The organism is Atribacteraceae bacterium (assembly GCA_035477455.1).
Lineage (GTDB): Bacteria > Atribacterota > Atribacteria > Atribacterales > Atribacteraceae > DATIKP01.
Window position 1 is genome coordinate 1 of sequence record DATIKP010000010.1, and the last position, 12,814, is coordinate 12,814.

Consider the following 12,814-nt stretch of genomic DNA (forward strand, 5'->3'; position numbering starts at 1 on the left):
TGGGTTTGACTCAAGAGCAGTTTCAATGCCGGCGCCGAGTCGTTCATGCGCCCTGCCGCGTTCAAGCGGGGCGCAAGGATGTAGCCGATTTCACTGGCGCTGATTTTCCGGCTGCACAATCCGGCGAGTTCCAGTATAGCCTGAATGCCCGGCAGCGGATTACTATTGATATTCCGCAGACCATATTTGACTATCACCCGGTTCTCCTCAAGCAACGGCACGACATCTCCCACCGTTCCAATACAGGCCATTCCAAGATATTCGTCGATCGGTTCCCGGTCAACCTTTCGTAAGTCCGCATAGGCTTGTGCCAAGGCCAGGGCTACGCCGGCTCCGGACAATGGAGAAATCAGGTGTCCCGTTTCGCGGTCACAGGTCGCGAGAACAACATCGGCCTCCGGCCAACGGCCAGGTTCGGGAAGATGGTGGTCGGTAATAATCACACCGATCCCCTGCTTTTTTAACGAAGAAACACCTTCGAAGTCTTTGATGCCACAATCGACCGTAAGCACCAAATGGGGATTTTTTTCGATAATGGAGGGCATCGCCTGGAGGGAAAGACCATATCCCTCCTGAAAACGATTGGGGATATAGGGTTCAACCGATTCGGAAAATTTCCGGAGAAAAAGAGTCAGAATAGCACAGGCCGTCAGGCCGTCGGCATCGTAGTCGCCAAAAACGAGAATGCGTTTTCCGGCGCGAATGGCTTTATCGAGTAATTGGACCGCATCACTCAAGTAAGGAAGGCGATCCAGGGTTTTCAGGAGAGAAAGCCCTGGATCGAGGAACCGCTCGGCGGCCAGGGGGGTGATGATTCCCCGGTTCATCAAGATTCGGGCAATGGAAACCGGCAAGGAAAGGTCGCAACACAATTGCTTAAGACAAGATTTTTCTACCTTTCGGATCTGCCATCGCTTTTGCAACCAAAGCCTACCTCCTGACCGGTTTTTTCCCTTCCCAATCAACCAACAGAGCTCCGGCTATAAAAACCGTTGAATAAGTCCCCACCAGAAGTCCGATCAACATGGTCAAAGAGAAATCTTGAAGCATTCTCCCCCCAAAAATCAGGAGAGCCAGGACCGGCAATAAGGTGGTCAGGCTGGTATTAATGGTGCGGGATAGGGTTTCGTTGATACTCCGGTTCAAGGTGGCACAAAGCGGCTCCCGGCGGCGCATGGCAAAGTTTTCCCTCACTCGGTCCATGATCACGATTGAATCGTTGATCGAATACCCGAGGGTTGTTAACACGGCAGCAAGTACTGGGATTGTAAATTCACGCTGGAAAAGGGCCAGGATTCCGATGACCACCAACCCATCATGGGCCAGGGCGAGAACGGAGGTTACGGCCGGACGAAACTCAAAACGCAAACTCACATATAAGAGAATACCCAAAATAACCGCTATCAGAGCAATTACACCCAAACGTCTGAGGTCCGCACCGATGGCTGGACCGACTTCTTCGATCCTGACTAAATGCGCTTGACCGATATCTTCGGTTAAGTTTTCTTTGATGGCTTCTCTGGTTTCATCGGGTATCCGTAAGGTACGAATGACCACTTCGTTTTCGGAAAATTTCTGGATGATGCTTTGCGCAAGCGCCAAATCGGCCAGGGAACTCCGCACCTCTTCAACGCTGATTTCCTGGTCGAAACTGTATTGCAAGAGCAGCCCTCCGGCAAAATCGACACCATAATTCAAGCCCCGAGTAAAGAAGCTGATCAGGGATATCAAAATAATGATGGCTGAAATTATGTAGGCCGGTTTTCGGAAACTCATGAAATCTATATTCGTTTTTTTGATCAGCTCCATGGTGAACCCCCTGCATCCTCACGTCTTCATTTTTATGCGGCCAGCAAACATTTCAATCAGCATCCTGCTGATCCAAAGCCCGGTGAACATGCTACAAAGAATACCCAGACTCAAGGTGACTCCAAAACCCCTGATAGGTCCTGAAGCGAGTAAGAAAAGCATTGCAGCTGCAATCAGAGTGGTGATATTGGAATCAAGAATCGTCCGGAATGCTTTCGTAAAACCTGCCTCGATTGAGGCCCGCCAGGTTTTACCGGAACGGTTTTCTTCTTTTATTCTCTCAAATATGAGGATGTTCGCGTCCACCGCCATGCCGACCGTCAGAATGAACCCGGCGATCCCAGGAAGAGTCAGGGTGGCCTGCAGTCCAATGAACAGCGCCAGGAAAAATATCCCATAGCACAGCAGAGCCAGGTTGGCAACTACTCCGAAAGTACCGTAATAAATGAACATAAATATGAAAACCAGGATAATTCCAATCGCCGCGGCAAGAATCCCCGCGTTGATCGAATCCCTGCCTAAGGTGGGATCTATCGACCGGTTTTCGATCATTTCCACTTGGACAGGTAAAGCGCCGGCCCGTAAGAGAATAGCCAGATTCTGAGCTTCATCCAAGGTAAAGCGCCCGGTAATCTGGGCTTCTCCACGTAAAATCGGCTCCTGAACAACCGGATTGGAGATCAGGGATCCGTCGAGGTAAATACCGATCAACCGGCCAACGTTTTCCGTGGTGGCGGCAGCGAACAAGCGAGTTCCTTCCGAATCGAAATCGATACTGACCGACGGCCGGCCGAAACTGTCAAACTGAACCTGGGCGTCGCGCAGATTGGCTCCCGTCAGGAGTGTCTCTACGTCTTCATTTTTAAATTCCAACAGGGCCGTGCGTCCGATGATCTCCACCGCTCGTTCCGGATCGGTCACCCCGGGGAGTTGGACCATGATCCGGCGCTCTCCCTGACGGGCGATGACCGGTTCGGCAACCCCCAGTTGGTCGATCCGGTTTCTGATAATTTCCACCACGCGCCGCACGGCATCGTCATCAACGGGTGCGTCTGGAGTATCCACGCATTCAAGAACGATATGTGACCCACCTCGCAGATCTAAACCAAGACGTATCTTGTCTCTCACCGGGAGTATCACAATGAGCGAGATCGTGACCAGTGCCAGAGTGACCAGGAGTTTCCAGGGTAGCAGCCTCCTCCTCCTCAATGTGTCCTGCCTCCTTTTATACAGATCGGGGTTCTGTGGTTACTTTTTAGCAGAAACCGCGGATTTGGAGAATTCAACCTTGACATCTTTGGCCACTTCAATGACGATCGTTTCTTCACCGACCTGAACCACCATTCCATGCATCCCGCCGGCGGTGACGACCTTGTCACCCTTCGTGATCCCCTTCCATAGTTCCCGCTGCGCTTTCTGTCGCTGCTGTTGGGGACGGATAAGCAGGAAATAGAAAATGACGACAATGAATATCAAGGGGAGCAGTTGAGTAAAAGCTCCCGGAGCTCCCGGTTGCTGGGGTGTTGTCACTGCTGGTGCTTCGGTTGCGGCATGGGCGATTGAGAGAAAAAAACTCATCTGCTGATCACTCCTCTTTTATGGTTATTACCTCTTTACGGATTGTCCCACCGTCTGAGAAAATCCGTATAGAAATCCATGAAATAGCCTTCCTTTACTGATTTCCGTACGCTTTCCAATAACTCTACCATAAAAGAGAGGTTGTGTATAGTGGCAAGTTCAGCGGCCAAAATTTCTCCAGCTTTGAAAAGATGCCGGAGATATGCCCGTGAAAAGGTCCGGCAGGTAAAACATCCACAATCGGAATCAGGCGGACTGAAATCACGGGAATACTCTTCACGCTTGATATTCAAACGGCCGAACCGGGTTAAGAGAGAAGAATTTCTGGCGTTTCGAGTGGGCAATACACAGTCGAACATATCGATACCCCGAGCGACTCCTTCCAGAATACAGTCGGGAGAACCCACTCCCATCAAGTAACGGGGTCGGTCAACGGGAAGGATCGGCTCACAGGCTTCGATCATGGAATACATCAGGGGCTTTGGCTCACCAACGCTTAACCCTCCCAGGGCGTAACCGTCAAACCCGGTTTCAACGAGCTTACCGGCCGACCATCTGCGTAAATCTTCCTGCATGCCTCCTTGCGCGATCCCGAAAAGCAACTGGTTTGCTGAACAGAATGCCTCTTTACAACGTCTCGCCCAAAACATGCTGCGATGGGCGGCGGTCGTTTCCTGATGCAAGGTGGCAGGATACCCGATACACTGATCGAGGACCATGACGATATCAGCCCCGATATCCTTTTGAATCTGAATACAGGACTCCGGGGTCAGGGTATGGAGCGACCCATCCAGATGGGATCGGAAAGTTACTCCGCGATCATCGACGGTATTCAGGGCCGAAAGGCTGAACACCTGAAAACCTCCGCTGTCGGTCATCAGCGAACCATCCCAGGAAATGAAGGAATGTAGGCCACCTGCGTCCCGGAGAAGCGCTTCTCCGGGACGCAGGTGAAGATGATAGGTATTACACAGAAAAATGTCGACACCCAGGTCCCGCAGGCGATCAGGCGCCACAGCTTTGACTGTGCCCTGCGTCCCTACGGGCATAAACACCGGGGTTTCGATTTGGCCATGAGCCGTCTTAAGCAATCCCCGCCGGGCTCTGGAGCGGTTGTCAATCTGCAGCACCTCAAAATGTCCAATCACATCAACGATGCCTCCCCAGTAAAAAAACTGTGCAATCAATATTTGATTCTACTGCAATAAGTAATTTTGCTGCTTGACCCTTCTTATGATAGAAGAAGAAGCCCAGAAACTTTCGCTTCCCAGGCCTGTCTACGGCACTCTTGGTTCTGTTGATTTTCAGCTTGAGCACGCCTGCGAGGTATACAGTAATGCTCTGCATGACCCTCTGTCCGGCCCGTTCGCTTCTTACATAGATGTTACTATCATCGCCATAGCGGCAGAATTTGTGTCCGCGCTTCTCCAGTTCCTTGTCCAGTTCGTCGAGCATAATGTTGCTCAGCAGTGGACTTAGGGGGCCGCCTTGCGGACAGACCACCCAGTTGTAGCTTACCCTTGGCTAATGGTTCCCACTACCAAGCCCATAGCGGACTTTCACCGCCAAGCTATCGCCCATGCCGGGCGCACCGCAAAAAGGCCAAGGATGGCCTTTTCAGCATCACTGCAACCAGACGTGGTCATTGATGCGTGCGAGAAAATGCCAGATGAGGCGGGGCTGATGGCAACGGGGCCTTGCTGAAATGAGTTTTTGCAGCAAAATCATACTTATATCAAGGCGGAGATTCGATACCGCTCTCCTCGCTTGCCGGATTGCCGGAATTTAATTCAGAAATAGTAAAGGCAGCGCCGCCTTGCGTATCTACGGCTCTCTCTATCGCCTTCTTTTGTCTGGCAGAAAATCCTGTGCCTCACCCAGAGGTTTACCGGGGTAATGGGAACAGCTTGACTCCAAAAGTTCTCAGAATTTTCTCGGTAAATTGAAATTCTGAGGTTGGCGCCGTGATTAAACTATTGCGCCGGGCATAGATAGCTTGAAAATCGCACGTAAAATTATCCAGGAAGGTCACCGGAAATGAGCCCTCCGGATCTCGGTTCCCGGAAAATAATGAAGAAGGATGTCCTTGTAGTTGTATCCTTCGAGGGCCATCCCCCGTGAACCCCACTGGGACAGGCCGACCCCGTGGCCAAAACCGCGGCCTACCAAGACAAATTCTTTCGGACGTTGTATATCCACCCATTCCAGAGTCCGTTCCAGTGGTATATCTCGCCAAGTATCGCTTCGCTTTCGCTCCCGTTCCCTCTGCCTACGCTCAATAATATCGATGATATCATCTAAAGTAAGATCTCTTTCCAAATAGGAAGCGAGATCAAAAGCTTCTTCACTTGAAAGCGGCCTTTCTCGAAAAACCTCCCGCTGAACCGTTTCGGAAAGGCTTAACATTTCAAGTTTAAAGAAGGTGCTGGGAAGTACTTCAAAACCGACTGCTTGCCGAAAACGCTGAGAACTTATCCGGTACGTATCATAGTCGGTCAGGATAACCAATTCCTTTACCCGACCACCATTTTCAGAATAGACTGGTTGAATGGTTTGAATTTTTCCTTGGGTCAAACCGGCATGTTCAAGGGTTGTGCTCAAGGAATCGGCGGAAATCCTTATTTTCCAGGAACTATGGGGGGCATCGGATTCCCAGGGGGATGGGACGCTGATGAGATAGGGAACCGACGTACCCCAAACATGGCGGGCATCTTCAGTCACTCCCCCGCTTTGTGAATGAAAGACGGCATTAGCCGGTTCATCCTGATAGGTTAGGATCAGATTCCTGGTTTCATCGATCAGACGATTCGTCCTTGGATCTTCGGCATTGATTCCTCCGTAGGCCTGGCTGAGCGGAGTCGCACAAAAATCGTACTCATTGTCTGAATTTCTCTCCAGGTTTCGTAAGGCAAATGTCCGGGAGGCAATAATTTGCGCCTTCAAGGCGTCTTCTGGCCAAGTGGGGTTAGTTTCCAGTTTCATGGTTCCACTTATATAGTCATCAAGCTCCAAGACATTGATCGTCCGTATGATACCCGGGCCAGGCAGAAGGACAAGATGTCCCCGATACGCTCGTTGTCCGACGAAAAGATAGTCCCGGCCAGCGGGCTTTATGATGAACCCGGTAGCGGTTATATTCTTTTCCTTCCAGAGCAACTGATTTCCCGACGGGAGAATCGTAAGGGCGGTATTACCTGTAACCGGGAATGCACCACCCGGTCGCCCTACGACAAGTCCACCGGTTGAACTCACTGTGACGGGTTGGCCTGATTCACTCAGGAGGATGCGCACTTTTGGTCCGCTACCGGAGGCCTCTTCCAGACAAAAAGCCAGGACAAAGACCAATAGAAAAGGAATAAAGAGCAGCCGCTTCAAGATGGCCTCCTAACGTCTCAATAAAGAGAGAATTATAAGGATCAGCGAAATCACTGCACTGAGAAGCAGAGAGGTTACCAGGGGAAAATAGATAGTTATATTTTCCCGTTTCCAGATGACGTCCCCCGGTAGTCGACCTAATCGGCTTAAAAAAGGTATCCTGGGAACCAGATAAAACCCAATACCAATGATCAGGCAGGCGACGCCGAGGATCAAAAACAACCGGCCCCACTGAGAGTTTTCCATATGGCTTTTTTCACCCTTTCCCAATCACTGTAAAGGCAACCGCAATAGTTTTGAAGGTATAGACTATAATCTTCAGCCATTTTTTTGCTTTCCGGAAAACCATACCGAAAATCCCGGGCGATATAGTTCACCTGGAAAGCTCTGCCGATTTCTATACCGATCCGGTTTATGGCGGATACCTCCTGGTAGGGACTGATAGTGAGCGTCGTTGAAAAATGCTTGTATCCTTGATTCTTTGCCCAGCAGGCTGTGACCTCCAAGCGGTGCGAGTAACAAGCACGACAGCGCTGCGTTTGACTGGATACCGCGGTAAAGTAACTGAGTGGATTATATGGAAAGGGAGCGATCATCGGCTCGCCTGTCTGCAGGAGTAAAGCGTGCAACGCTGATAAACGCCGGGCATATTCATCAAAAGGATGAATGTTCGGATTGAAAAAAAAGAATTGGACCTCGAACCCCTCTTCACGTAATGCCTTCGCGACAAACGTCGTACAAGGCGCACAGCAGGTGTGGAGGAGGAGACGCTCACTCATGATCCGTCGTCTTGATCCTTGAGATACCGTATACCGCCGGGAGTAATAATCCGTCCCCGCGGAGTACGGGCTATCATACCCAGTTGAACCAGGAATGGTTCGTAGACTTCTTCGAGGGTATCGGTGTCTTCCCCCAGAACGGTTGCCAGATTGTTGATACCCACCGGTCCTCCCTGGTAGCGTTCCACCAGGATTTCCAGAAGTGTTCGGTCGATGCGGGTCAGTCCTTTCGCATCGATGTCCAGACAAGCCATGGTTTTTTCCACCATGGCCGGGTCTATGGAAGAACAAGAATAGTAATGAGCAAAATCCCTCGCACGCTTGAGCAGGCGGTTGGCGATGCGCGGGGTACCGCGTGAACAAACGGCGAGCGTCCGGGCCGCCGCCGGCTCGATTCCAATGCTCAGGACCTCGGCGGACCGCAGGATGATTCTCGTTAATTCTGCGTCCAGATAATAATCAATCTTTTCAATGATCCCGAAACGGTTGCGAAGGGGGGCGCTGATTAAGCTGACCCGGGTCGTGGCCCCCACCAGAGTAAAGGGGGGGAGCGATATTCTGATGCTTTTGGCACCAGGTCCCTTTCCCACTACGATGTCGATGGAGAAATCCTCCATGACATTGTACAGCGCCTCTTCACAGGCACGGGGAAGTCGGTGGATTTCATCAATGAAAAGAACGTCATGAGGGGATAGGGAAGTGAGAATGGAGGCCACATCACCAGCCCTGGTAAAGGTTGGTCCCGAAAGGAAGCGGGCGTCCCGGCCCAATTCTCCGGCGATGATCGAAGCCAATGTCGTCTTTCCCAGACCCGGAGGTCCATACAATAAAACATGGTCGAGGGGCTCGCTTCGGGACAGGGAGGCGCTGATATATACCCGCAAGTTGGATTTTGTCCGGTCCTGGCCGATAAATTCATCCAGACGGCGGGGCCGAAGACTGTTGTCTTCATCCCGCTCCTGCACCAGTCGGAAGAATTCATCCTTGAGCTTATCTGTCACCGTTGTCCTCCCATCATTACCAAGGCTTCTTTGACCATACTCTCTGTATCCGTCGCCGAATGGCTTGAGCGGACCAGTTCTCGAAGAACCCGGTCAATTTCTCCACTCGAAAAGCCCAGCTGCATGAGTGCCCGCCGGGTTTCCTGCCAAACCGTTGCATTGTCCTGCAAAGGACCATCCCAAAAGAGCTTTTCCAGGCGGGGCTTCAGTTCCACGATTATCCTTTTGAGAGTTTTTTCTCCAAGACGAGAACGGACGGCCAGGAGGTCGATATTCTCGTCCTTGACCAGACCGCACAACTCATTCCATCGTACCCGGGAAAGGATCCGAATAGCGGTGCGAGGACCGATTCCCTTGATGCCCCGGAGAAAATCGAATATCTCTCTTTCCGGCCTTTCTTCAAAGCCGTATAAAGTGTGTTCTCCGTCGTCTCGAATAAAGGTGCGGATATAAAGAAGGACGTCCCGGTCACCCTCGTGGTGGGAAAGAAAAGGGGTTACATTGAGAAGGTACCCGGCGCCGTTGACTTCGAGAACACATTCTGCTTCGGATTTGCTGATGAGGTTGCCTTTCAAATATTCATACATCTCAGATACCGTAGGGGTTTTTTCGAAAGGAGTGACAAATGGCAATTGCCAGGGCATCGGCCGCATCATCAGGGGAAATCCTCTCCCGGCAGTTCAGAATTTGCCTGACCATGTACAAAACCTGATCCTTGGTCGCCCGGCCATATCCAACAATTGCTTGTTTCACCTGCAAGGGCGTATAGCTGAAGACTGGGATGCCATTCATCGCTGCACAAAGCAACGCAATGCCGCGGGCTTCACCGACTGAAAGCGCCGTCTTGGTGTTTTTATTGAAAAAAAGCTCTTCAACCGCTATTTCTTCAGGGCGATGCTGCTTGATCAACGTATCCAATTTTTCATAGATCATTTTCAAACGGTTTTCCGGGTTCCAGGAAGACGGCGAACTTATCGCACCGCAATGGAAATCATGCGGTTCATCTCTGCCATTCGTGAGCTTGATGAAACCGTATCCGGTGATGGCGTTTCCCGGGTCGATACCCATAATGATCTGTGCCGGGTGAGACATCAATTCTCCATTGATTCGATTATATGGTCAGGAAAATCGAAATTTGTATAAACATCCTGAACGTCATCATGCTCTTCCAGTAAATCTATGAGCTTTAACATTTGTTGTGCTTCTTTCCCTTCGAGGTTGACCGTGCTCTTGGGAATCATGCTGACCTTGGCCGTGATATATTCATAATGCACCGCTTCAAGCTTTTTTTTAACTGCTTCAAAATTCTCGGGCAGAGTCGTCACCTCGATCGTTGATTCCTCGACGATGATATCTTCCGCTCCAGCGTCGATGGCGGCGAGCATGATTTCCTCCTCGTCAACTTTAGTCCGATCCAGGAGGATAAGGCCTTTTCGCTCGAAAACCCATGAAACACAGCCGGTTTCTCCCAAGTTTCCTCCGAATTTGCTCAATAAATGACGCACTTCCGCGGTCGTCCTGTTGCGATTGTCGGTCGTCACGTCGAGCATCAGAGCGGTTCCCCCCGGACCATACCCTTCATAGATGATTTCTTCATAATTGACCCCTTCGAGTTCTCCGGTTCCCTTTTTGATCGCTTTTTCAATGTTGTCCAAGGGCATATTGATTTCTTTAGCTTTCTGAATGGCCAAACGAAGTGAGGCGTTGTTATCCGGGCTTCCGCCACCTTGCCTGGCCGCTATGGTGATCAACCGGATCAATTTGCTGAATGCCCTTCCCCGAGCCGCATCGGTTTTCGCTTTTTTATGCTTGATAGAAGACCACTTACTGTGTCCAGACATGTCGTTCATCTCACTTTCCTAAATTTCGGAACCTATTGTATCACAACACATTCCATCGAAAAAAGATCTACTGGGAAGGATCAGAGCTGACGCATGAAATAATTTAATACGCCCCTACGGACGCCCCTACAGTCGAAAAATCAATTTATTGCGGCTGCTGACTCTCATCTTGTGGAAGGACAACATCATCTCTTTTGATCACTGCTGCCCCTTTTTTACACCCCACTCTACGCAACCGGACATACCGGTAGCGTCACCCTGCGTTTTCAAGCAGTATTGAGCACGATGCTAAATTTCCACCTGTTCCTCAAGCCGGGCTCCATGACCGGCCCTTTCGCATACAACCCGTCCAGGAGGAGAGTGAGCGCCAGTTTCGGAAAGGCCTGCTTCAGCCGCTTGCGAGGTGCGCAAGCTCCGGGCTGTTTTCCAGAAATTCACTGAGCAAGGGTAGCACCATACCGTTGGAAAAGAGGAACACCGCCTCTGGCATAACAGGTGTCCTGGCCCTCGGAGCCGGTGCTCTGGGGGTACCGTTCGTGCCGCTTCAGAGTAAGGGGGGGATTCATGGAACCTCCCCCCTTTCCCGCACAAAACAGCCTTACAATCCCGGTGTAGAGGAGGAGCCTTTCCTTGTGGTGGTCCCGGCGGCCCGTTGCGGTGTTCAGGCCAAGGTACCGCCAGTTGGCTGCCCGGTAGGAAGCGCCGTGATATTTTTCCGGGTCCAGGAAGGTTTCCAGGAGCACCGGGCGGCAGCCGCAGCGCTCCCGCCAGTCTGGAGCGATCCGTCTGATCACTGAAGAGAGGGCTTTGCTGGCCAGATTCTTGAGGCGCACCCAAGAGCACTCTCTACGGAACCGTTGTTACTGAGAACAAAGAAAGACTCGGACAGTCCGAGCGGCACGACGATTGCTTTGAACAGAATCCGGATGAGTGGTGGGAAAAAACCTGCAAAGTTTTTCAGAAAACGGTGAACCAACCCCAACAATAGAAATTTTGAAAGGCCTGCCGTCGATTATCGGTTTTTCTCCGACGGAACTCTCGAATCCGTATTCGATCTCAGATACAACGGTTCTCCTCCCAGAAAAACGGCCTGACAATGAAAATCTTTATCAAAAACGGCAATATCGGCGACCTTGCCCCGTTCCAAGCCTCCAAAACGATCATCTATGCCCAGCAAGCGGGCCGGTACCAAGCTGCCCATGCGCGCCAGGTCCGGAAACGAAACATCGAATGCCTCCCGAATTCCCCGGAGCATCTGATTTAGGGAAGTGGTGCTTCCGGCTAAGCTGTCAGTGAAAGGAATACGGGCTATTCCTCCGGAGACCTTCATAGCCTGACCACCCAGAGTATAGTCGCCATCCCCCAAGCCAGCTGCCCGAACCGCATCGCTGACCAGCACGAGATTGTCCTGATTCTTGAGCTTAAGAACCAGTTGCATCACCTCCCGCACCACATGTACTCCGTCGGCAATTAATTCAACAGCGATTTCCGGAAAACCGAGAGCAAAACTCAGAAAATTGGCCTGCCGGTGATGAAGCGGGTCCATGGCGTTGAACACATGAGTGACTAACCGGGCCCCGCGATAGAAAGCCTTTTGAGAGGTTTGGTAGTCGGCTTCGGTATGGCCCAGGGAAATCAGGACACCACGGCGGGTCAGAACATCGATCGCCTCCAAGGCTCCCGGCAATTCAGGCGCGATGGTCATCCGAGCAAAAAGGCTTTCCCCCTCCTTAAAAAAATCATCGATTTCCCCCCAGTCAGGATTTCTTAAATACTGGGGATTATGAGCCCCCCGCCGGTTCATGGAAAGATACGGTCCTTCCAGGTGAAGACCCGGCAGGCGGGGACCTTTGGTCTTGCTATCCAAGACCTCCCGCAGCGTTCGAAAAGCTCCGAGAACCGCCTCCCGCCGCTCGCTCATCGTCGTCGGAAGGAAGGTCGTAACTCCACAGGTCATTAGGTAGGAACGAATGATTTCCAACCCATCCGCCCTTCCGTCTGTCGAGTCTTCGCCTAGTACCCCGTGTATATGCAGATCGATCAAGCCGGGGAAGAGAAAATGCCCTGGAAAAGCGAAGCATTCTCCTTTCGGTAACTCTTCTCCCGGGCCACAAACCCGTTCGATCCGGTCCCCCCGGAGAAAGAGGGTCCCCTGGGAGATCACCCGGTAAGGAGTGACAATGTTTCCGGTTATGTTTCTCGCTTTCATCCGTTTTCACCGTAAGCGATTTTAATGTTGATTCTACTGCAATAAGTAATTTTGCTGCAAAAGAACGAAGGAAGCCTGGGCCTAAGTTGCCTAAATCAGCCGCCGAAATCACCGCATTTTCGAAGTAAAAAGGCCAAGGACGGCCTTTTCAGCAGCACTGCAACAGGATGTGGTCATTGATGCGTGCGATAAAATGCCAGATGAGGCGTTGCTGATGGCAAC

General features: G+C 51.3%; 14 protein-coding genes. All 14 read right to left on the minus strand.

Features of this window, described 5'->3' with window-relative positions; translation table 11 throughout:
* On the minus strand, positions 1-923 hold a 923-nt coding region (locus VLH40_00380; GenBank protein HSV30465.1), incomplete at its 3' end, for a DHH family phosphoesterase.
* A gap of 7 nt (positions 924-930) precedes the next feature.
* Complete coding sequence (gene secF, locus VLH40_00385) at positions 931-1,809, minus strand: protein translocase subunit SecF (GenBank protein HSV30466.1); 879 nt, start codon at positions 1,807-1,809, stop codon at positions 931-933.
* 18 nt (positions 1,810-1,827) lie between these two features.
* Positions 1,828-3,018 carry a protein translocase subunit SecD gene (secD, locus tag VLH40_00390; GenBank protein ID HSV30467.1) on the minus strand — a complete coding sequence of 397 codons (1,191 nt, stop codon included), beginning with the start codon at positions 3,016-3,018 and terminating at the stop codon, positions 1,828-1,830.
* Between the two features lie 39 nt (positions 3,019-3,057).
* Entirely contained in the window at positions 3,058-3,387 is a 330-nt protein-coding gene (yajC, locus tag VLH40_00395) for a preprotein translocase subunit YajC (GenBank protein ID HSV30468.1), read from the minus strand.
* A gap of 35 nt (positions 3,388-3,422) precedes the next feature.
* Entirely contained in the window at positions 3,423-4,535 is a 1,113-nt protein-coding gene (tgt, locus tag VLH40_00400; GenBank protein ID HSV30469.1) for a tRNA guanosine(34) transglycosylase Tgt, read from the minus strand.
* A gap of 1 nt (position 4,536) precedes the next feature.
* The gene (locus VLH40_00405) at positions 4,537-4,890 is read right to left on the minus strand and encodes a reverse transcriptase domain-containing protein (protein ID HSV30470.1); all 354 of its coding nucleotides are present in this window, start codon (positions 4,888-4,890) and stop codon (positions 4,537-4,539) included.
* Between the two features lie 525 nt (positions 4,891-5,415).
* Positions 5,416-6,762 (minus strand): SpoIID/LytB domain-containing protein, encoded by a 1,347-nt coding sequence (locus VLH40_00410; protein ID HSV30471.1) that lies wholly within the window; start codon positions 6,760-6,762, stop codon positions 5,416-5,418.
* A gap of 212 nt (positions 6,763-6,974) precedes the next feature.
* Positions 6,975-7,541, minus strand: a complete 567-nt coding sequence (locus tag VLH40_00415; protein ID HSV30472.1) for an epoxyqueuosine reductase QueH — start codon at positions 7,539-7,541, stop codon at positions 6,975-6,977.
* Positions 7,538-8,542 carry a Holliday junction branch migration DNA helicase RuvB gene (gene ruvB, locus VLH40_00420; GenBank protein HSV30473.1) on the minus strand — a complete coding sequence of 335 codons (1,005 nt, stop codon included), beginning with the start codon at positions 8,540-8,542 and terminating at the stop codon, positions 7,538-7,540. The genes VLH40_00415 and ruvB overlap by 4 nt, the downstream gene beginning before the upstream one ends.
* The gene (gene ruvA, locus VLH40_00425) at positions 8,539-9,198 is read right to left on the minus strand and encodes a Holliday junction branch migration protein RuvA (GenBank protein HSV30474.1); all 660 of its coding nucleotides are present in this window, start codon (positions 9,196-9,198) and stop codon (positions 8,539-8,541) included. The genes ruvB and ruvA overlap by 4 nt, the downstream gene beginning before the upstream one ends.
* The gene (ruvC, locus tag VLH40_00430) at positions 9,131-9,634 is read right to left on the minus strand and encodes a crossover junction endodeoxyribonuclease RuvC (protein HSV30475.1); all 504 of its coding nucleotides are present in this window, start codon (positions 9,632-9,634) and stop codon (positions 9,131-9,133) included. The genes ruvA and ruvC overlap by 68 nt, the downstream gene beginning before the upstream one ends.
* The gene (locus tag VLH40_00435) at positions 9,634-10,392 is read right to left on the minus strand and encodes a YebC/PmpR family DNA-binding transcriptional regulator (protein HSV30476.1); all 759 of its coding nucleotides are present in this window, start codon (positions 10,390-10,392) and stop codon (positions 9,634-9,636) included. The genes ruvC and VLH40_00435 overlap by 1 nt, the downstream gene beginning before the upstream one ends.
* 425 nt (positions 10,393-10,817) lie before the next feature.
* On the minus strand, positions 10,818-11,216 hold the full coding sequence (locus tag VLH40_00440; protein HSV30477.1) for a hypothetical protein: 399 nt from the start codon (positions 11,214-11,216) through the stop codon (positions 10,818-10,820).
* Between the two features lie 179 nt (positions 11,217-11,395).
* Positions 11,396-12,592 carry an N-acetylglucosamine-6-phosphate deacetylase gene (gene nagA / locus VLH40_00445; protein HSV30478.1) on the minus strand — a complete coding sequence of 399 codons (1,197 nt, stop codon included), beginning with the start codon at positions 12,590-12,592 and terminating at the stop codon, positions 11,396-11,398.
* Positions 12,593-12,814: the final 222 nt, after the last annotated feature.